This is a genomic window from Microvirga sp. M2 (genome assembly GCF_047497095.1).
Classification (GTDB): Bacteria; Pseudomonadota; Alphaproteobacteria; order Rhizobiales; family Beijerinckiaceae; genus Microvirga.
Genome location: NZ_CP134064.1, coordinates 1,107,670 through 1,120,647, shown reverse-complemented (window position 1 = coordinate 1,120,647; position 12,978 = coordinate 1,107,670). Strand labels below are relative to the sequence as shown.

Sequence of the window (12,978 nt, the reverse complement as noted above, 5' to 3'; positions counted from 1 at the left end):
TTTCATCCTTTCTCGCTGGTCGCCATCCTCACGTGACTGTTAGCCCATTCTCAAAAGTGAATGTCGCGCAGTAGGTGACCCATGGCGGTCTGCTCCGCGGAGACTGCTCCTGCCTCGTTTCGGTTCTGTGCCGGTGTATCCGGAAAAGTCCTGTAGACCGCATTGGTGATGCTCTGGGCGACGTGCGGTGTCAGAGCATGCAGGATTTCGCTGATAATGCCGAGCTCGGTGGCAATCCGGACAGGACGACGGAGGATGGCCCGGACGATAAATACGGCGGCTTCGTCCGGCGTGAGGGCCGGAACAGTGTCATAGACCTTGGTCGGCGCAATCATAGGCGTGCGGACCAGCGGCATGTTGATCGTCGTAAACGCAATGCCCCGGTCGAGAAACTCAGCTGCGGCACACCGCGTCCATGCCTCGAAAGCTGCCTTCGACGCCACATAGGCAGAGAACCGAGGAGTGTTCGCCAGAACGCCGATCGACGAAATGTTGATGATGTGGCCACTGCCACGCTTGACCATGTCTGGCAAAAGACCAAGAGTCAGCCGCAGGCTCCCGAAGTAGTTGATGGCCATCATCCGTTCGAAATCGTGCAGTCGCTCGAAGGAATCCTCAATTCCGCGCCGGATCGAGCGGCCGGCATTGTTGATGAGAATATCGACTGGGCCATGGGTCAGCTTTACCTTCTCGATGAGGGCATCACACTGCTGCGGGTCAGTCAGGTCGGTCACGTAGGTCATGAATGTGAGGCCGCGTTCCAGTCCCTGCTGCCGAGTTTCCTCCAACTGATCCGCTTCGCGAGCCACGATGATCGTCTTCGCACCAGCTTCCGCCAACCTGAATGCCGTGGCCTTCCCAATTCCGGACGATCCTCCAGTAACCAAAACCGTCCGCCCTGCCACGCAGCCGCGCAGCGACCGGTCGACAAACAGGTCCGGATCAAGGTGACGCTCCCAGTAGTCCCAAAGCCTCCAGGCATAATCCTCGATTGGTGGAATCGTAATGCCCGCAGGCTCGAGAATGCGGGCCGCCTGCCGATTATCGAAGTTCGTCGGATAGTTCAGGATCGACAGGATATCGGTAGGCAATCCGAGATCTTTCATGAACGCCCTTCGGATGCGCCGAATTGCAGGGAGCGCCAGGAGACCTTTCATGAGCTCCGTCGGCACCATCTTGAACAAGGCCGCGTTTATCCGGACCCCCATGGGAGGCGCGTGAGCCGCTCGGGCGAAGATGCTCAGCACATCTCCAACACGGTGGGGCTTTGAATCCGTCAGGTGGAAGCAGGCGCCATCCTGACCGTCAAGGTGAGCGATACGATCAAGCGCCGCAACGACGAAGTCGACCGGCACAAGATTGATGTACCCACCCTCGAGCCCTGGAGTCGGGAGCCATTCCGGCAAAAGCGAGCGGATTTTCTGGATCATCTTGAAGAAGTAGTAAGGGCCGTCGATCTTATCCATTTCGCCTGTTCGGGAGTCTCCGACGACGATGCCCGGTCGATAGACGCGCCAAGGGATCCGGCACTCTTCACGTACAATGCGCTCGGCGTCATGCTTGCTGGCGAAATACGGATGTTCGAGATGCTCCGCTTCGTCGAACATGTCCTCCCTGAAGACGCCCTCATAAAGCCCGGCGGCGGCAATCGAGCTGATGTGGTGAAACCGTTTGGCACCAATCCTGTTGGCCAGCGTAACGACCTCCCGCGTACCTTGGACGTTCGTGCGCATGACGATATCGGGATCTGCCTCGAGATCATAGACCGCCGCGAGATGGAAGATGTGGTCGACGCCGTGCGTGAGCTGGTCCAGATCCTCACTCTTGAGGCCTAGACCGGCCCGCGTTAGATCCCCTTCGACGGGAACGGCTCGGGTGCAATTGGTCCCCCAGAAACGATAAAGCTCATCAAGGCTCCGGGAAGCGGTATCACGAGTGAGGAAGAATATTGTTGCCTCCGATCGGACCAAAAGGGTCCGGACGAGCCGTTTGCCGATGAAGCCGCTCGCTCCCGTGACAAAGTAGATCATCCTCTTGAGCCCTTGGCGCAAACAGAATCAGCCGCTGAAGAACCGACAGATTTCGTTTGTAGAAGTTACCGTTGCGGGCGGCGCCCACGTTGACTTTTCTCAAGGTGCAGTGGGCATCATGGTATAATTTTGTAGTGGGTTGACCCGTGTGGGTGCATCCGCGAAGGAAAGGACGTCATGATGCCAAGCAAGTTGAAGCGAGGGGAAGTAGGCTCGGGTTCCGATGGGCAGCTCGCCACCGCCATTCGGGATTCCGCGAACCAGATCTGGCTGGCCGGACTAGGAGCATTTTCCAAGGCTCAGGAAGAAGGCTCGAAGTTGTTTGACGCCCTCGTCAAGGAGGGAGAGACGGTTCAGAGCCGCATCCGGAAAGTTGCGGATCAACACGTAGAGGATGTCCGGTCCCGGGCAACCGGAACGTGGGACCGTCTCGAAGAGGTCTTCGAGAAGCGCGTCGAGCGTGCCCTTCATAGTCTTAACGTGCCTACGAAGAAAGACATCGACAGCCTTTCGAGGCGCGTCTCCGAGTTGACAAGTGTCACCAAGAAGCTTTCCGACGCCGTTGCAGAACGACCGGCTCGAACGACGGCGAAGAGGAGTGCGACAGGAGCCCGATCCCATTCTCGCGCCGCCTGAACTTCGGGGAGGTCCGGGCATGACCCGCCGGAAGATCGGAGTTGCTCTGGCGGGTGGAGGCCCTTTAGGAGCCATTTGGGAACTGGGTGCCCTCTGTGCCCTCGATGAGGCCCTGATTGGCCTCGATCTGACCGATTGCGACGTGTTCGTGGGCGTCAGTGCTGGGGCATTCGTCGCTGCGGGACTGGCGAACCGTCTGTCGCCTAAAACCATGCGCGATATCCTCATCGAGCGTGAGGGTATCGACAACCCTCTGGAGCCGGAGCTCCTTCTCCAACCTGCCGTCGGCGAGTATCTGAGCCGGGTAGGCTCCCTGCCCCGCCTCGTCGCGAAGGCGACAAGGCGGTACTTCGCGGCACCTCAGTCCCGAGGGCTTGTCGAGGCATTCCAGGAATTGGCCCGCGCGCTTCCCACCGGCCTCTTCAACAATGCTCCCATCGGCGACTATCTCGTACGCCTGCTCTCGGACCCGGAGCTCAGCAACGATTTTCGCACCTTGCCGCGTCAGCTCTTCGTCGTGGCAACGGATCTGGACACGAACGAGACCGTGGCCTTCGGAGCGCCCGGCTGGGACGACGTTCCAATATCCCGGGCGGTTCAGGCGAGCACCGCCCTGCCCGGGCTCTACCCGCCCGTCGAAATCCATGGCCACTATTTCGTGGATGGGGCGCTGATGAAAACGCTGCACGCGTCCATCGCGCTGCGGGAAGGGGCGACCCTGCTTATATGTGTCAATCCGCTGGTCCCCTTCGACTCCGTCGCCGCCGCTCATCGCTCCCACCGGAAGCCGGCCTCCATCGTCGAGTGGGGATTACCGGCGGTCCTGTCTCAGACATTCCGCTCCATCATCTATTCCCGCATGCAGGTGGCGCTGAGCGGCTACGGACGGGACTTTCCGAATGCCGACGTTCTGCTGTTCGAGCCGCGCCGGGACGATGCCGAGATGTTCTTCACGAATATCTTCAGCTACGCGGACCGGCATAGCCTGTCGGAGCACGCCTATCAGGCCACCCGAGCCGATTTGAGAAACCGGTTCGACGAGCTCGCCCCGATCTTTGCCCGTCATGGGGTTGAGCTTGACAGATCTGTGCTGGCGGATCCGGCACGCACCCTCGCTGCTTCGGGAATACAGTTTAGCAGCCAGGATGCGAAGGCGCTTAGCCAAGCCACTTCACACCTCCGGCAGACGCTGGATGCGTTGGACCACTGCCTGTCGGGAGTCGGCACCGCCCATCGCTCGAAAACGAAGCGGTCACCTAAGCAAGCATCCGCTCCGTTACCGGACTCGTCCGCCCCGAGGGGAGCAGCATGACAGCCCGGCGTTGGAAGCGGTTTTCAACGCCTGAAGCACGCTACGACTACCCGGGCCCGTTGCTCAGAAAACACTGGACGCGGTTGCATCAGGGGGATCGCGAACCATACCCGGATGCGGCTTATCTCGCTGACCTGATCACACGGCATCCCGCGCTCGAGCCCGGAATGTCTCCCAAGGAAGCCGGCGAAGTGTTGCAGGCTGCCTGGAGAGCTTTCCATTCCGGCGATCTCGGCGAGGCCGTGCGTCTCGGTCTATCCCTAGGCCCTCTCGGCTACAACGTGGCGAACAAAGCCACGAATATCTATGCGACCTACCTTGAAACGACTGCCGGGAAGAAGAAGGCCCTCTTCCTCGAAGCGGCTGAGCGGGCCGAGCAGTTGCAGGAGGCAGCGCCCAGTCTCTGCAATGCCTGGTACCTTCATGCGCAGGCGCTCGGACGCTACAGCCAGGAGATCTCGGTGACGGCGGCCTTGGCCCAGGGGTTGGGCGGCAAGATCAAGCGTAGCCTCAAGCAGGCTCTCAAGCTGGAACCGCGTCACGCCGATGCACATCTGGCCCTCGGCGTCTATCATGCGGAGATCATCGGGAAAGTTGGAGCCTTGCTTGGTTCACTGACCTACGGCGCCAGCGAGAAAGTCGCCTGCCGGCATTTTGCCAAGGCTCTGGAGCTTGCCCCCACTGCTCCGATCGTGCGCATCGAACAGGCCAACGGCCTTCTGACGCTCTTCGGAACGTCGAAGCGAGCAGAGGCTCGGAGACTCTATGAAGAGGCTGCGCGATGCCATCCGCTCGATGCAATGGAGTACCTTGATGCGAGCCTTGCAAAGTTGGAATTATCGGATTGATCGGCGCGTCCTTCCATTCAGGGCCGACGCAACCGGATGCCTCGCAGCCGACCTTGGGCGTGGCTTCGATGTCCTTGCTCTTGCCTTCGGCTGAACCTGTTCACTCCCCTCCTCCATCCACGGCGCGAGGAGGACGAAATACAGAAGCTGTTCAAACTCAGGCTTGAAACGAGCAACGATCGCCTCTGGATTGGGCACGAGCGCCGCATCCGTCATGAGACCGAACTGCACTTGGCCGTTATAGGATATGATCGACACTCCCATGCCGATCTCTCCCGCCTGCGGCACCCAATAGATGATTTGCCCGATCCTGCTTCCGGCCAGGTAAAGGGGCTGTTGCGGCCCGGGCAGGTTCGTCATCACGGCAGTCGCGCGGCTGAGGAGCAGTTCGAACACCTCATTCTGAACAACCTTCGGGGCATAGCCGAGCGCCTCGAGCAAGCCGAAGGTTACCAGCGGCTCGTAGGACGACTTGAGCGAATCCATCCGGCGATGGACCTCGTACAGGCGCGCCAGAGGATTTTCGAGGCCGACGGGCAGTTCCACCGCGATAATCCCAAATCGGTTCCCAAGCTCATGATCCGCGGCCGCCTCACGCAGGTTGATTGGCACGAGCGCGCGAATCTCGACATCCCTGGTCTCATCTCCCTTGTCGGCCAGATACCCGTTCAAGGCTCCCGCCGCTGCGGCCAAGAGCATGTCATTGATCGAGCAACCAAGAGCCCTGCTGGCCACCTGAACCTCGGGCAGTGAGATAGGGTCGGTCCAGGCAACGCGCTTATTGCCGGACAACCGTCCTTTGAAACATGTCTGGCTGTCGCTCGGCATGAGCATCAGATAGGCGAGTTCGGCCGCAATTCCCGTTCCATTGCGGAGCGCTTGACTGGGGCTTCCGACGAGATTGACCGTTCTGCGCAAGGCTTCTTCCGAGAGTTGCAGCCCCTTGGACACCGGAATCAGGATGCTTTCCAGCAGACCCGCCCCCTGGTTTCCGGGTGGTGCAGCCCGGGTTGTCCTGACCTTCTTCCCGTTGTCGACCAGCGACAGCAGGACGCCAATCAGGGCAATGCCGTCGGCGACGGCATGATGGATACGCCCGACGACGGCTGCGCCGCCCTGATCGAGTTCGACAATATGGAACTGCCACAGGGGGCGGCTTGGATCGAGCGCTGTAACGGCCATTTCGGCGACGAAGCGTTGAAGTTCGCTCTTTCTTCCAGGTGTCGGCAGGCGGACGCGCCTGATATGGCGCGACAAATCGAAGTTCGGGTCATCCGACCACCAGAGCGTCCCCGAACGGTCCTCGACGCGCTGCCGGAATCGGCCAATACGCAGGAGGCGCGCTCCGAGCGTACGCTCGAGACGACTGAGACTGACAGGTGGCTCCAGTTCAATGACGCAGACGACCTGCATCAGGTTTGTCGGTCGATCCATGCGCAGCCACGTCGTATCGACCGCCGTCATGCGTTCAGCATTTGACATTCTTCAATATCCACCGCTGCAACATCTTTTATTTTATAACCAATCGCGAGGCTCATGGCATGAGAGAAGTCAATTTCCGACTTCCGCCCCCGGAGGCGACAGGGTGGCTGGACGCCAGGGAGGCGCCCGGGGACGAGTTTGATTTCGTGATTGTTGGCGGCGGATCGAGCGGAAGTGTCGTCGCGAGCCGCTTGAGCGAGGAACCCGACACGAGCGTCGCCCTCCTCGAGGCCGGCAACGCCGGCAACAGTTGGCTTGTGACGACCCCGGCGGCCGGCATCTTCATGGTGCCGACAAGCCTCAACAACTGGGCCTTCGAGACAGTGCCTCAACCCGGGTTGAACGGGAGGCGGGGCTATCAGCCGCGCGGAAGGGTTCTCGGTGGCAGTTCAGCCATCAATGCGATGGTCTACACGCGAGGGAACCGATGGGACTATGACCATTGGGCGTCACTCGGCTGCGCGGGCTGGAGCTTCGACGGGGTACTGCCTTATTTCAAGAAAGCCGAGCGCAATGAAGAATTTGGAGAACCCTGGCATGGTCGCGAAGGCCCGCTTCCCGTTTCACGATCACGAACCGACAACCCGTTTCACAAGACCTTCCTTGAGGCAGCCCGACAGGCCCAGTTCCCTCTTTGCGACGATTTCAACGTGCCTGAGCCGGAAGGTCTCGGAATCTACCAGCTGACTCAGAGGAACGGGGAGCGCTGGAGCGCCGCACGGGCCTATCTTCATCCTCACATAGGCATGCGCCGAAACCTTTATGTTGCGTGCCGCGCCAGGGTGCTCCGCATTCTGTTCGATGGAACGCGAGCCATCGGCATCGAGTATGCGCAGGGTAGACGACGACGCAGCCTACGCGTCCGCCGCGAAGTTATCCTGAGTGCAGGCGCCCTGCAATCACCGCAGATTCTCATGCTCTCGGGCGTTGGAGATGCGGGCGAACTGCAACGGTTCGGGATCCCCGTCGTCACGCACCTGCCCGGAGTAGGCAGGAACCTGCAGGACCATCCCGATTTCATATTCGGCTACAAAGCGAGGAGCCTCGACCTTCTCGGAATTTCGCTCCGGGGGTTCGGGCGCTTGGCGCGCGAGGCGAGACGCTACGTGACTGAGCGACGGGGCATGCTGACGACGAATTTCGCTGAAGCGGGCGGTTTCCTGAAGACGCGCCAAGATCTGGACATTCCCGACATTCAGCTTCACTTCGTCGTGGCGATGGTGGATGATCACGCGCGCAGACTGCATTGGGGACACGGCTTTTCCTGTCATGTCTGCCTTTTGCGCCCCAGGAGCCGTGGGACGGTCAAGCTACAAAGCTCCGATCCCATGGCAGTTCCCGCCATTGATCCGAACTTCTTCGGAGCCCCGGAGGATCTCGAGCACATGGTTGTGGGCTTCAAGATCACGCGCCGACTTCTCGATGCTCCCGTTCTCGCAACGCAGCGCACAGTCGACTGCTTTACGGCAGATGTGCGAAGCGATGACGAAATCCGCGCCATTCTCAGGGCGCGGGTGGATACCGTGTACCATCCTGTCGGAACCTGCCGGATGGGAAGCGATGAGGCCTCCGTTGTTGACCCCGAACTACGGGTTCGGGGAGTGAGCGGCCTCCGAGTCGCGGACTGCTCCATCATGCCTACTCTTGTCGGAGGAAACACGAACGCACCGGCAATCATGATCGGTGAGAAGGCTGCTGCTATGATCAAAGCTAACGTCTATGAGGACCCCGGCGTGGTTGTTTCCTGATTGCGGGTTCGCTCTGGCGCCATGCGATCGTCTTGCGTTGACATTTCTCAAGCACCTGCGATGTGAAGCTGCCAATCTCATTTCGCCCAGCAGTTCAAGATGAGATTGGGTCGCGATGGGAGATCATGAAGCTCTGGCCGATCGCCTCGAAGGCCAGCTCGCAAAGGCGGCTGCCCTGCGGGCCCGCAGCCGCGCCGATCCAAAGCTGGCGGCCACCCGCGAGAGGTTACGGGAATGGCAGGCGGGGCGCCTGGCCAGAACTCACGCAGACCTCCTGGAAAGCCCTCGCTTCGGACCGTCCGCCAGCTTTTTCCTCAGCGATGTCTATGCGGCTAAGGACGTGGGAAGCCGGGACGATCAGATCGGCCGAATTATTCCGACGATGCTCAAGCTCGTTCCAGCGGGTGGACTTGAGGTCGTCGCCGACGCCCTTGAACTCGATGCTCTTTCCGAAGACCTTGACACTGCCATGGCGGAGGTTCTGCGGGGGAGCAGCACCAGGCTCACCGCGCCTGCCTATGGTCAAGCCTATCGGAAGGTCGGACGTCGCAGCGACCGCGAGCGGCAGATCGACCTCGTCCAGCACCTCGGCCAAGCGCTCGACCACCTCACGCGCAAGCGCTTCATCGGTTCCGCTCTGGCGGTGATGCGTCGTCCGGCCAAGCTCGCGGGATTTGAGGATCTGCAAAGCTTCTTAGAGCGGGGCTACGTTGCATTTCGGGAACTTGGCAATGCGGATGACTTTCTGGAGATCGTCACCTCCCGCGAGCGTCAACTCTTGGACGCCCTGTTCGCCTGCGACGACAGCCTTCTGGATGCTGTAATGAGCCAGCCGCTCGCGCAATAGCGCAGTGGGGTGGCTGTCTTTCACAGTGATGGTGACAGAGGCCAGGGCGCGGGTCTGGCGAGAGGCGCCGTCGCATTGACCTGGGCGTTGCTTGTTATTTGAACGGAAGCGGCTCTACCATCGGGAGATATCTCTGGTCTGCCTGCACACCACCGAGGAAGTGTCGAATGGACGATGTCGCTATTGTCGGAAGAGGAATCATCGGGACCTCGTGGGCTCTCGTGTTTGCCCGAGCGGGGCTCGGTGTCTCGATCTGGGATAGATCTGGCCTGAGTGAAGCAAAGATCATTTCGGACTTGCAGGCTTCGGCGACGAGCCTGATCGGCACGAACTGCGCAGTGCCCCCAGAGGCGTTTGATCGCATAAGGGTTCATCGCGAACTGAAGAACGTTCTGCGCGGGGCACGCTACGTGCAGGAGTCGGCTCCGGAAGACCTCGCGCTCAAGCGCGAGCTGCTCCATCAGATCGCCGACGCGGCCGATCCAGGAACCATTCTTGCAAGCAGCACGTCCGGCCTTCGTCCCTCGGAACTCGCCGATGGTATCGCAGCAAGGGAGCGTTTCCTCGTCGTTCACCCCCTGACTCCACCACATCTCCTGCCGCTGACGGAAGTCGTCCCGAGCCCGTTCACATCGGACGAGGTGGTCGAGCATACCTGCGCATTCATGACGGACGTCGGCCAGGCTCCGGTCCGGCTGCTCCGTGAAACGCCGGGTTTCGTCGCAAACAGAGTCCTGGGTGCCATGCTCAATGAGTTCTTCCACCTGGTGCGAGAGGGGGTCATTCGGCCGCAGGACGTGGACACGGTCATCACGCAAGGGTTTGGGTTGCGCTGGGCGTGCATGGGGCCGTTCGCCGCCATGGACCTCAATGCTCCCGGCGGTATTGCCGATTATCTTTCGCGATATGGCGGCATCTTTGAAAAGGTCGCAAAGGAGCGAAACGCGAGCAGTGCCCTGGATGACGCTTTGATCAAGACGCTGGCTGAGAGCATGAGGGCTGAGCACTCCCTTGAGGCTAACCCCGCACGAGCGGCCCTGCGTGATCGTGCCATCGCGCATGTTCGACAGGTTCGGACTGTCGTGCCTTGAGTGTCCAGCGCATCGTGCGAGAGAGCGGACCCGGTTTCTCGCACGATGATCGTGTGGATTGAGTCCGTCATCCCGGCAAGCGGGCGTCCCTGTTCAGGCGGTTGCCGTTTTCGGCAAAGATGTGAATGGCATCCGTTCGGCCTGCGATGGACAAAACCATTCCGGGCATCGCTTCGCTCGTCCTCGGGAGCTCCACCGTCACGAGGCGTTCCGCTCCGACATCAAGATAGGCATAGGTCTGGCCGCCCAACCGCTCGACAAGAACCGTCTCGCCGGTCAACCACGCGTCACGAGGCTCACAGACGCTCAGGTCTTCAGGTCGGATCCCGACAGTGATCGGCGCGCCGTCTCCACACGGCTGGACCGTCGGCGCCGGAATTTCAATCACGCTGCTTTCTTGCAGGCGCACGCCGAGGACGCCTGATCGCTCCTCGGTCCGCAGATTGAACGTGTTCATGGCCGGACTTCCGATGAAGCGGGCAACGAACAGAGTGTGCGGGCGGTGATAGAGATCGAGAGGCCGGCCGACTTGCTCGACACGCCCCGCATTCATGATGACGATCCGGTCGGCCAGCGTCATGGCCTCGACCTGGTCATGGGTCACATAGACGGTCGTGGCGCGCATGCGCCGGTGCAGTTTCGCCATCTCAAGGCGCATCTCCACGCGCAGCGCCGCATCCAGGTTGGACAAAGGTTCGTCGAACAGGAATGCTTCAGGTTCCCGCACGATCGCCCGCCCCATGGCGACACGCTGACGTTGCCCGCCCGAAAGCTGGCCAGGCAGACGCTCAAGATACGGCGCGATCTTGAGAATTTCGGCTGCTTTCGTGACCCTCTCGTTGATCTCCCCGCTGGGTGCGTTTCGCATCTTGAGGCCGAAGCCCATGTTGTCGCCGACGGTCATATGCGGGTAGAGCGCATAATCCTGAAACACCATTGCGACGTTGCGGTCGGCCGGCGGGAGCTCGTTCACGATGGTATTGCCGATGCGCAGCGTGCCCGATGAGATCTCCTCGAGACCGGCGATCATCCGCAGCAGGGTCGATTTTCCGCAGCCGGAGGGGCCCACCAGGACAAGGAACTCACCGTCGCCGATCGTGAGATCGATGCCGGGGATCACCTCGACGCTTCCGTAGCGCTTCGCGAGTCTCTCGAGTCTGATCTGGGCCATTCCCGTCTCCTGCCGAATGCGGATCTTGGCTGATCCTGTTGATTACCATTATTGATAATGATAATCATAATTCAATGCAACATTGCTGAGACGGTCATGGTCAGCCTGTACCTCCAACGGACCCAGCATCCCCATGCGCTTCGCCCTGCGAAGTCGGGAGAGGTCTACGAAGCCGTAAAGCGGGATATCATGCTGGGCGATCTTCCCGCGGGTGCGCCCCTTGTGGAGCTTGATCTCGCCGGGGTGTTCGGGTGCAGCCAGGGGCCTGTACGGGAAGCGCTTCTTCAGCTTCAGGAGGAAGGACTGGTCATCCGGCAGGCGCATCGTGGGACCCGGGTCGCCGATTGCACGGCCGACGAAGCGGTCGAGATGTTCCGGCTCCGGCAGTCGATCGAATGCCGCGGCGTCGTCAGGGCCCTCCAGCGGCCGAGCCGCGCGCTTGTCGCCGACCTCAAGGGGCTGATCGCCGCAATGGAGGAGGACGCTCGGGCCGGCGACGAATACAAGCTCGCCGAGCATGACCGGGATTTCCATCGGCGTCTGCTGCGCGATGCCAACCTGCCGGCTCTGGAGCCGATCCTGCATCGCTGCCTGGTCCACAACCACCGGTTCAAGATCTCCCGGTCCCACGGGGAACGAGACCTGCTGGCCACGGCCCGGCGTCATTTCTCGATTCTCGAGGCCGTCGAGCGCTCGGATGCGGCGACTGCCGCAGAGGCGCTTGCGCATCATATCGCGACCATCGCGGATCTCGGGCCCGACGTTTTCTCGAATGGAGAGCAATGATGCGAGAGGTGCCCGAGGATCTCCCGCGTGAACTGGCGCCCGACATGGCTGCGCTGATGGACCGCGTCGCACAGGAGGACGGGCCTCAGCCGGATCCGACTCTGATGCCTGCGGCCGAAGGGCGTGCGGCGGCGGCACGGGGCAACAGGCGCTGGAACATCGATCTTCCCCCCATGGCGGAGGTCCGCGAACACCTCATTCCCGCCCATCCTGATCTGGGATCGGCGGAGTGCCGCGTGCGGGTGCTCGTTCCGGAAGAGCGCTCCGAAGGCATCCTTCTCTTCGTGCATGGCGGCGGCTTTGCGTTCTGCAGTCCGGAAACCCATGAGCGATGCGCCCGTCTTCTGGCCATCGAAACGGGGATGGCGGTCGTCGTGCCCGACTACCGGCTCGCACCCGAGCATCCCTATCCGGCCGGCCTTAAGGATGTGGTGGCATCCTTGCGAGAGCTGCAATCGGAGCCGTCGTCGTTCGGGCTTGCCCCCGGCCCGCTCATGATATCGGGTGATTCCGCCGGTGCAAATCTGGCGCTGGCCGCGATGATTCACGAGCGCCGGCTGGCGCGCGCGCTCCCTCGAGGAGCTCTTCTCTTCTATGGTGTCTATTCTGCCGACCATACGTCGCCGTCCCACCTGCGCTTCGCCGACGGGCCGGGTCTGACGACCGCCAAGATGAGACGGTATTGGGACTGGTATGTTCCCGACGAAGGGGACCGGCACGATCCTCTGATGTGTCCCTTGGCAGCCTCGGACTCCGAGCTGCAGGCGTTGCCGCCCCTCTGGCTTCAGGCTGCCGGCATCGATCCTCTGCTTTCGGACACCTTGGCCCTCGGGCGGCGCCTGCACGCTCTTGGACGGGACGATTCGGTGAGTGTCGTTCCGGGCGTCGTTCACGGATTCCTGCAGATGAGCGTGTCGCTTGAGGCGGCGCGCGAGGCCCTGATCGCGGCAGGGGCTGCCGCGCGAAAGTTGGCGAAGACCAACGGCTGAAAAACACAAATCCCGAACGGAGGAAACGATGAAGAAAC

General features: G+C 61.2%; 11 protein-coding genes. 8 read left to right on the top strand and 3 right to left on the bottom strand.

Going from position 1 to position 12,978, the window contains the following annotated elements:
* Positions 1–50 precede the first annotated feature (50 nt).
* On the bottom strand, positions 51–2,030 hold the full coding sequence (locus RE429_RS24860) for an SDR family oxidoreductase (RefSeq protein ID WP_414474423.1): 1,980 nt from the start codon (positions 2,028–2,030) through the stop codon (positions 51–53).
* Positions 2,031–2,207: 177 nt separating this feature from the next.
* Here RE429_RS24860 and RE429_RS24855 point away from each other — a divergent pair, with 177 nt between their 5' ends.
* From RE429_RS24855 to RE429_RS24845, 3 genes are read left to right on the top strand one after another with little or no spacing between them, the layout of a single operon-like run.
* The gene (locus tag RE429_RS24855) at positions 2,208–2,666 is read left to right on the top strand and encodes a phasin family protein (RefSeq protein WP_414474422.1); all 459 of its coding nucleotides are present in this window, start codon (positions 2,208–2,210) and stop codon (positions 2,664–2,666) included.
* 19 nt (positions 2,667–2,685) lie between these two features.
* Positions 2,686–3,978, top strand: coding sequence for a patatin-like phospholipase family protein (locus tag RE429_RS24850; protein ID WP_414474421.1), 1,293 nt, complete (start codon positions 2,686–2,688; stop codon positions 3,976–3,978).
* Positions 3,975–4,826: a hypothetical protein gene (locus RE429_RS24845; RefSeq protein WP_414474420.1), complete on the top strand. Its 852-nt coding sequence runs from the start codon at positions 3,975–3,977 to the stop codon at positions 4,824–4,826. Before RE429_RS24850 ends, RE429_RS24845 begins: the two co-directional genes overlap by 4 nt.
* Here the strand turns inward: RE429_RS24845 and RE429_RS24840 are convergent.
* Positions 4,815–6,308, bottom strand: coding sequence for a wax ester/triacylglycerol synthase family O-acyltransferase (locus RE429_RS24840; protein ID WP_414474419.1), 1,494 nt, complete (start codon positions 6,306–6,308; stop codon positions 4,815–4,817). The genes RE429_RS24845 and RE429_RS24840 overlap by 12 nt on opposite strands.
* A 59-nt stretch (positions 6,309–6,367) precedes the next feature.
* On the opposite strand from RE429_RS24840, the gene RE429_RS24835 reads away from it, so the two are divergent.
* From RE429_RS24835 to RE429_RS24825, 3 genes are all read left to right on the top strand, one after another.
* Positions 6,368–8,056 carry a GMC family oxidoreductase gene (locus tag RE429_RS24835; RefSeq protein ID WP_414474418.1) on the top strand — a complete coding sequence of 563 codons (1,689 nt, stop codon included), beginning with the start codon at positions 6,368–6,370 and terminating at the stop codon, positions 8,054–8,056.
* A gap of 115 nt (positions 8,057–8,171) precedes the next feature.
* Positions 8,172–8,903, top strand: coding sequence for an FFLEELY motif protein (locus tag RE429_RS24830; RefSeq protein WP_414474417.1), 732 nt, complete (start codon positions 8,172–8,174; stop codon positions 8,901–8,903).
* A 167-nt stretch (positions 8,904–9,070) separates the two neighbouring features.
* Positions 9,071–9,994, top strand: a complete 924-nt coding sequence (locus RE429_RS24825) for a 3-hydroxyacyl-CoA dehydrogenase NAD-binding domain-containing protein (protein WP_414474416.1) — start codon at positions 9,071–9,073, stop codon at positions 9,992–9,994.
* Between the two features lie 67 nt (positions 9,995–10,061).
* Here RE429_RS24825 and RE429_RS24820 read toward each other — a convergent pair whose 3' ends face one another.
* Positions 10,062–11,165 carry an ABC transporter ATP-binding protein gene (locus RE429_RS24820; RefSeq protein WP_414474415.1) on the bottom strand — a complete coding sequence of 368 codons (1,104 nt, stop codon included), beginning with the start codon at positions 11,163–11,165 and terminating at the stop codon, positions 10,062–10,064.
* Positions 11,166–11,261: 96 nt separating this feature from the next.
* Here RE429_RS24820 and RE429_RS24815 point away from each other — a divergent pair, with 96 nt between their 5' ends.
* Both RE429_RS24815 and RE429_RS24810 read left to right on the top strand, forming a co-directional pair.
* On the top strand, positions 11,262–11,951 hold the full coding sequence (locus RE429_RS24815; protein WP_414474414.1) for a GntR family transcriptional regulator: 690 nt from the start codon (positions 11,262–11,264) through the stop codon (positions 11,949–11,951).
* Entirely contained in the window at positions 11,951–12,940 is a 990-nt protein-coding gene (locus tag RE429_RS24810) for an alpha/beta hydrolase (RefSeq protein WP_414475914.1), read from the top strand. The genes RE429_RS24815 and RE429_RS24810 overlap by 1 nt, the downstream gene beginning before the upstream one ends.
* The last annotated feature ends 38 nt before the right edge of the window (positions 12,941–12,978 follow it).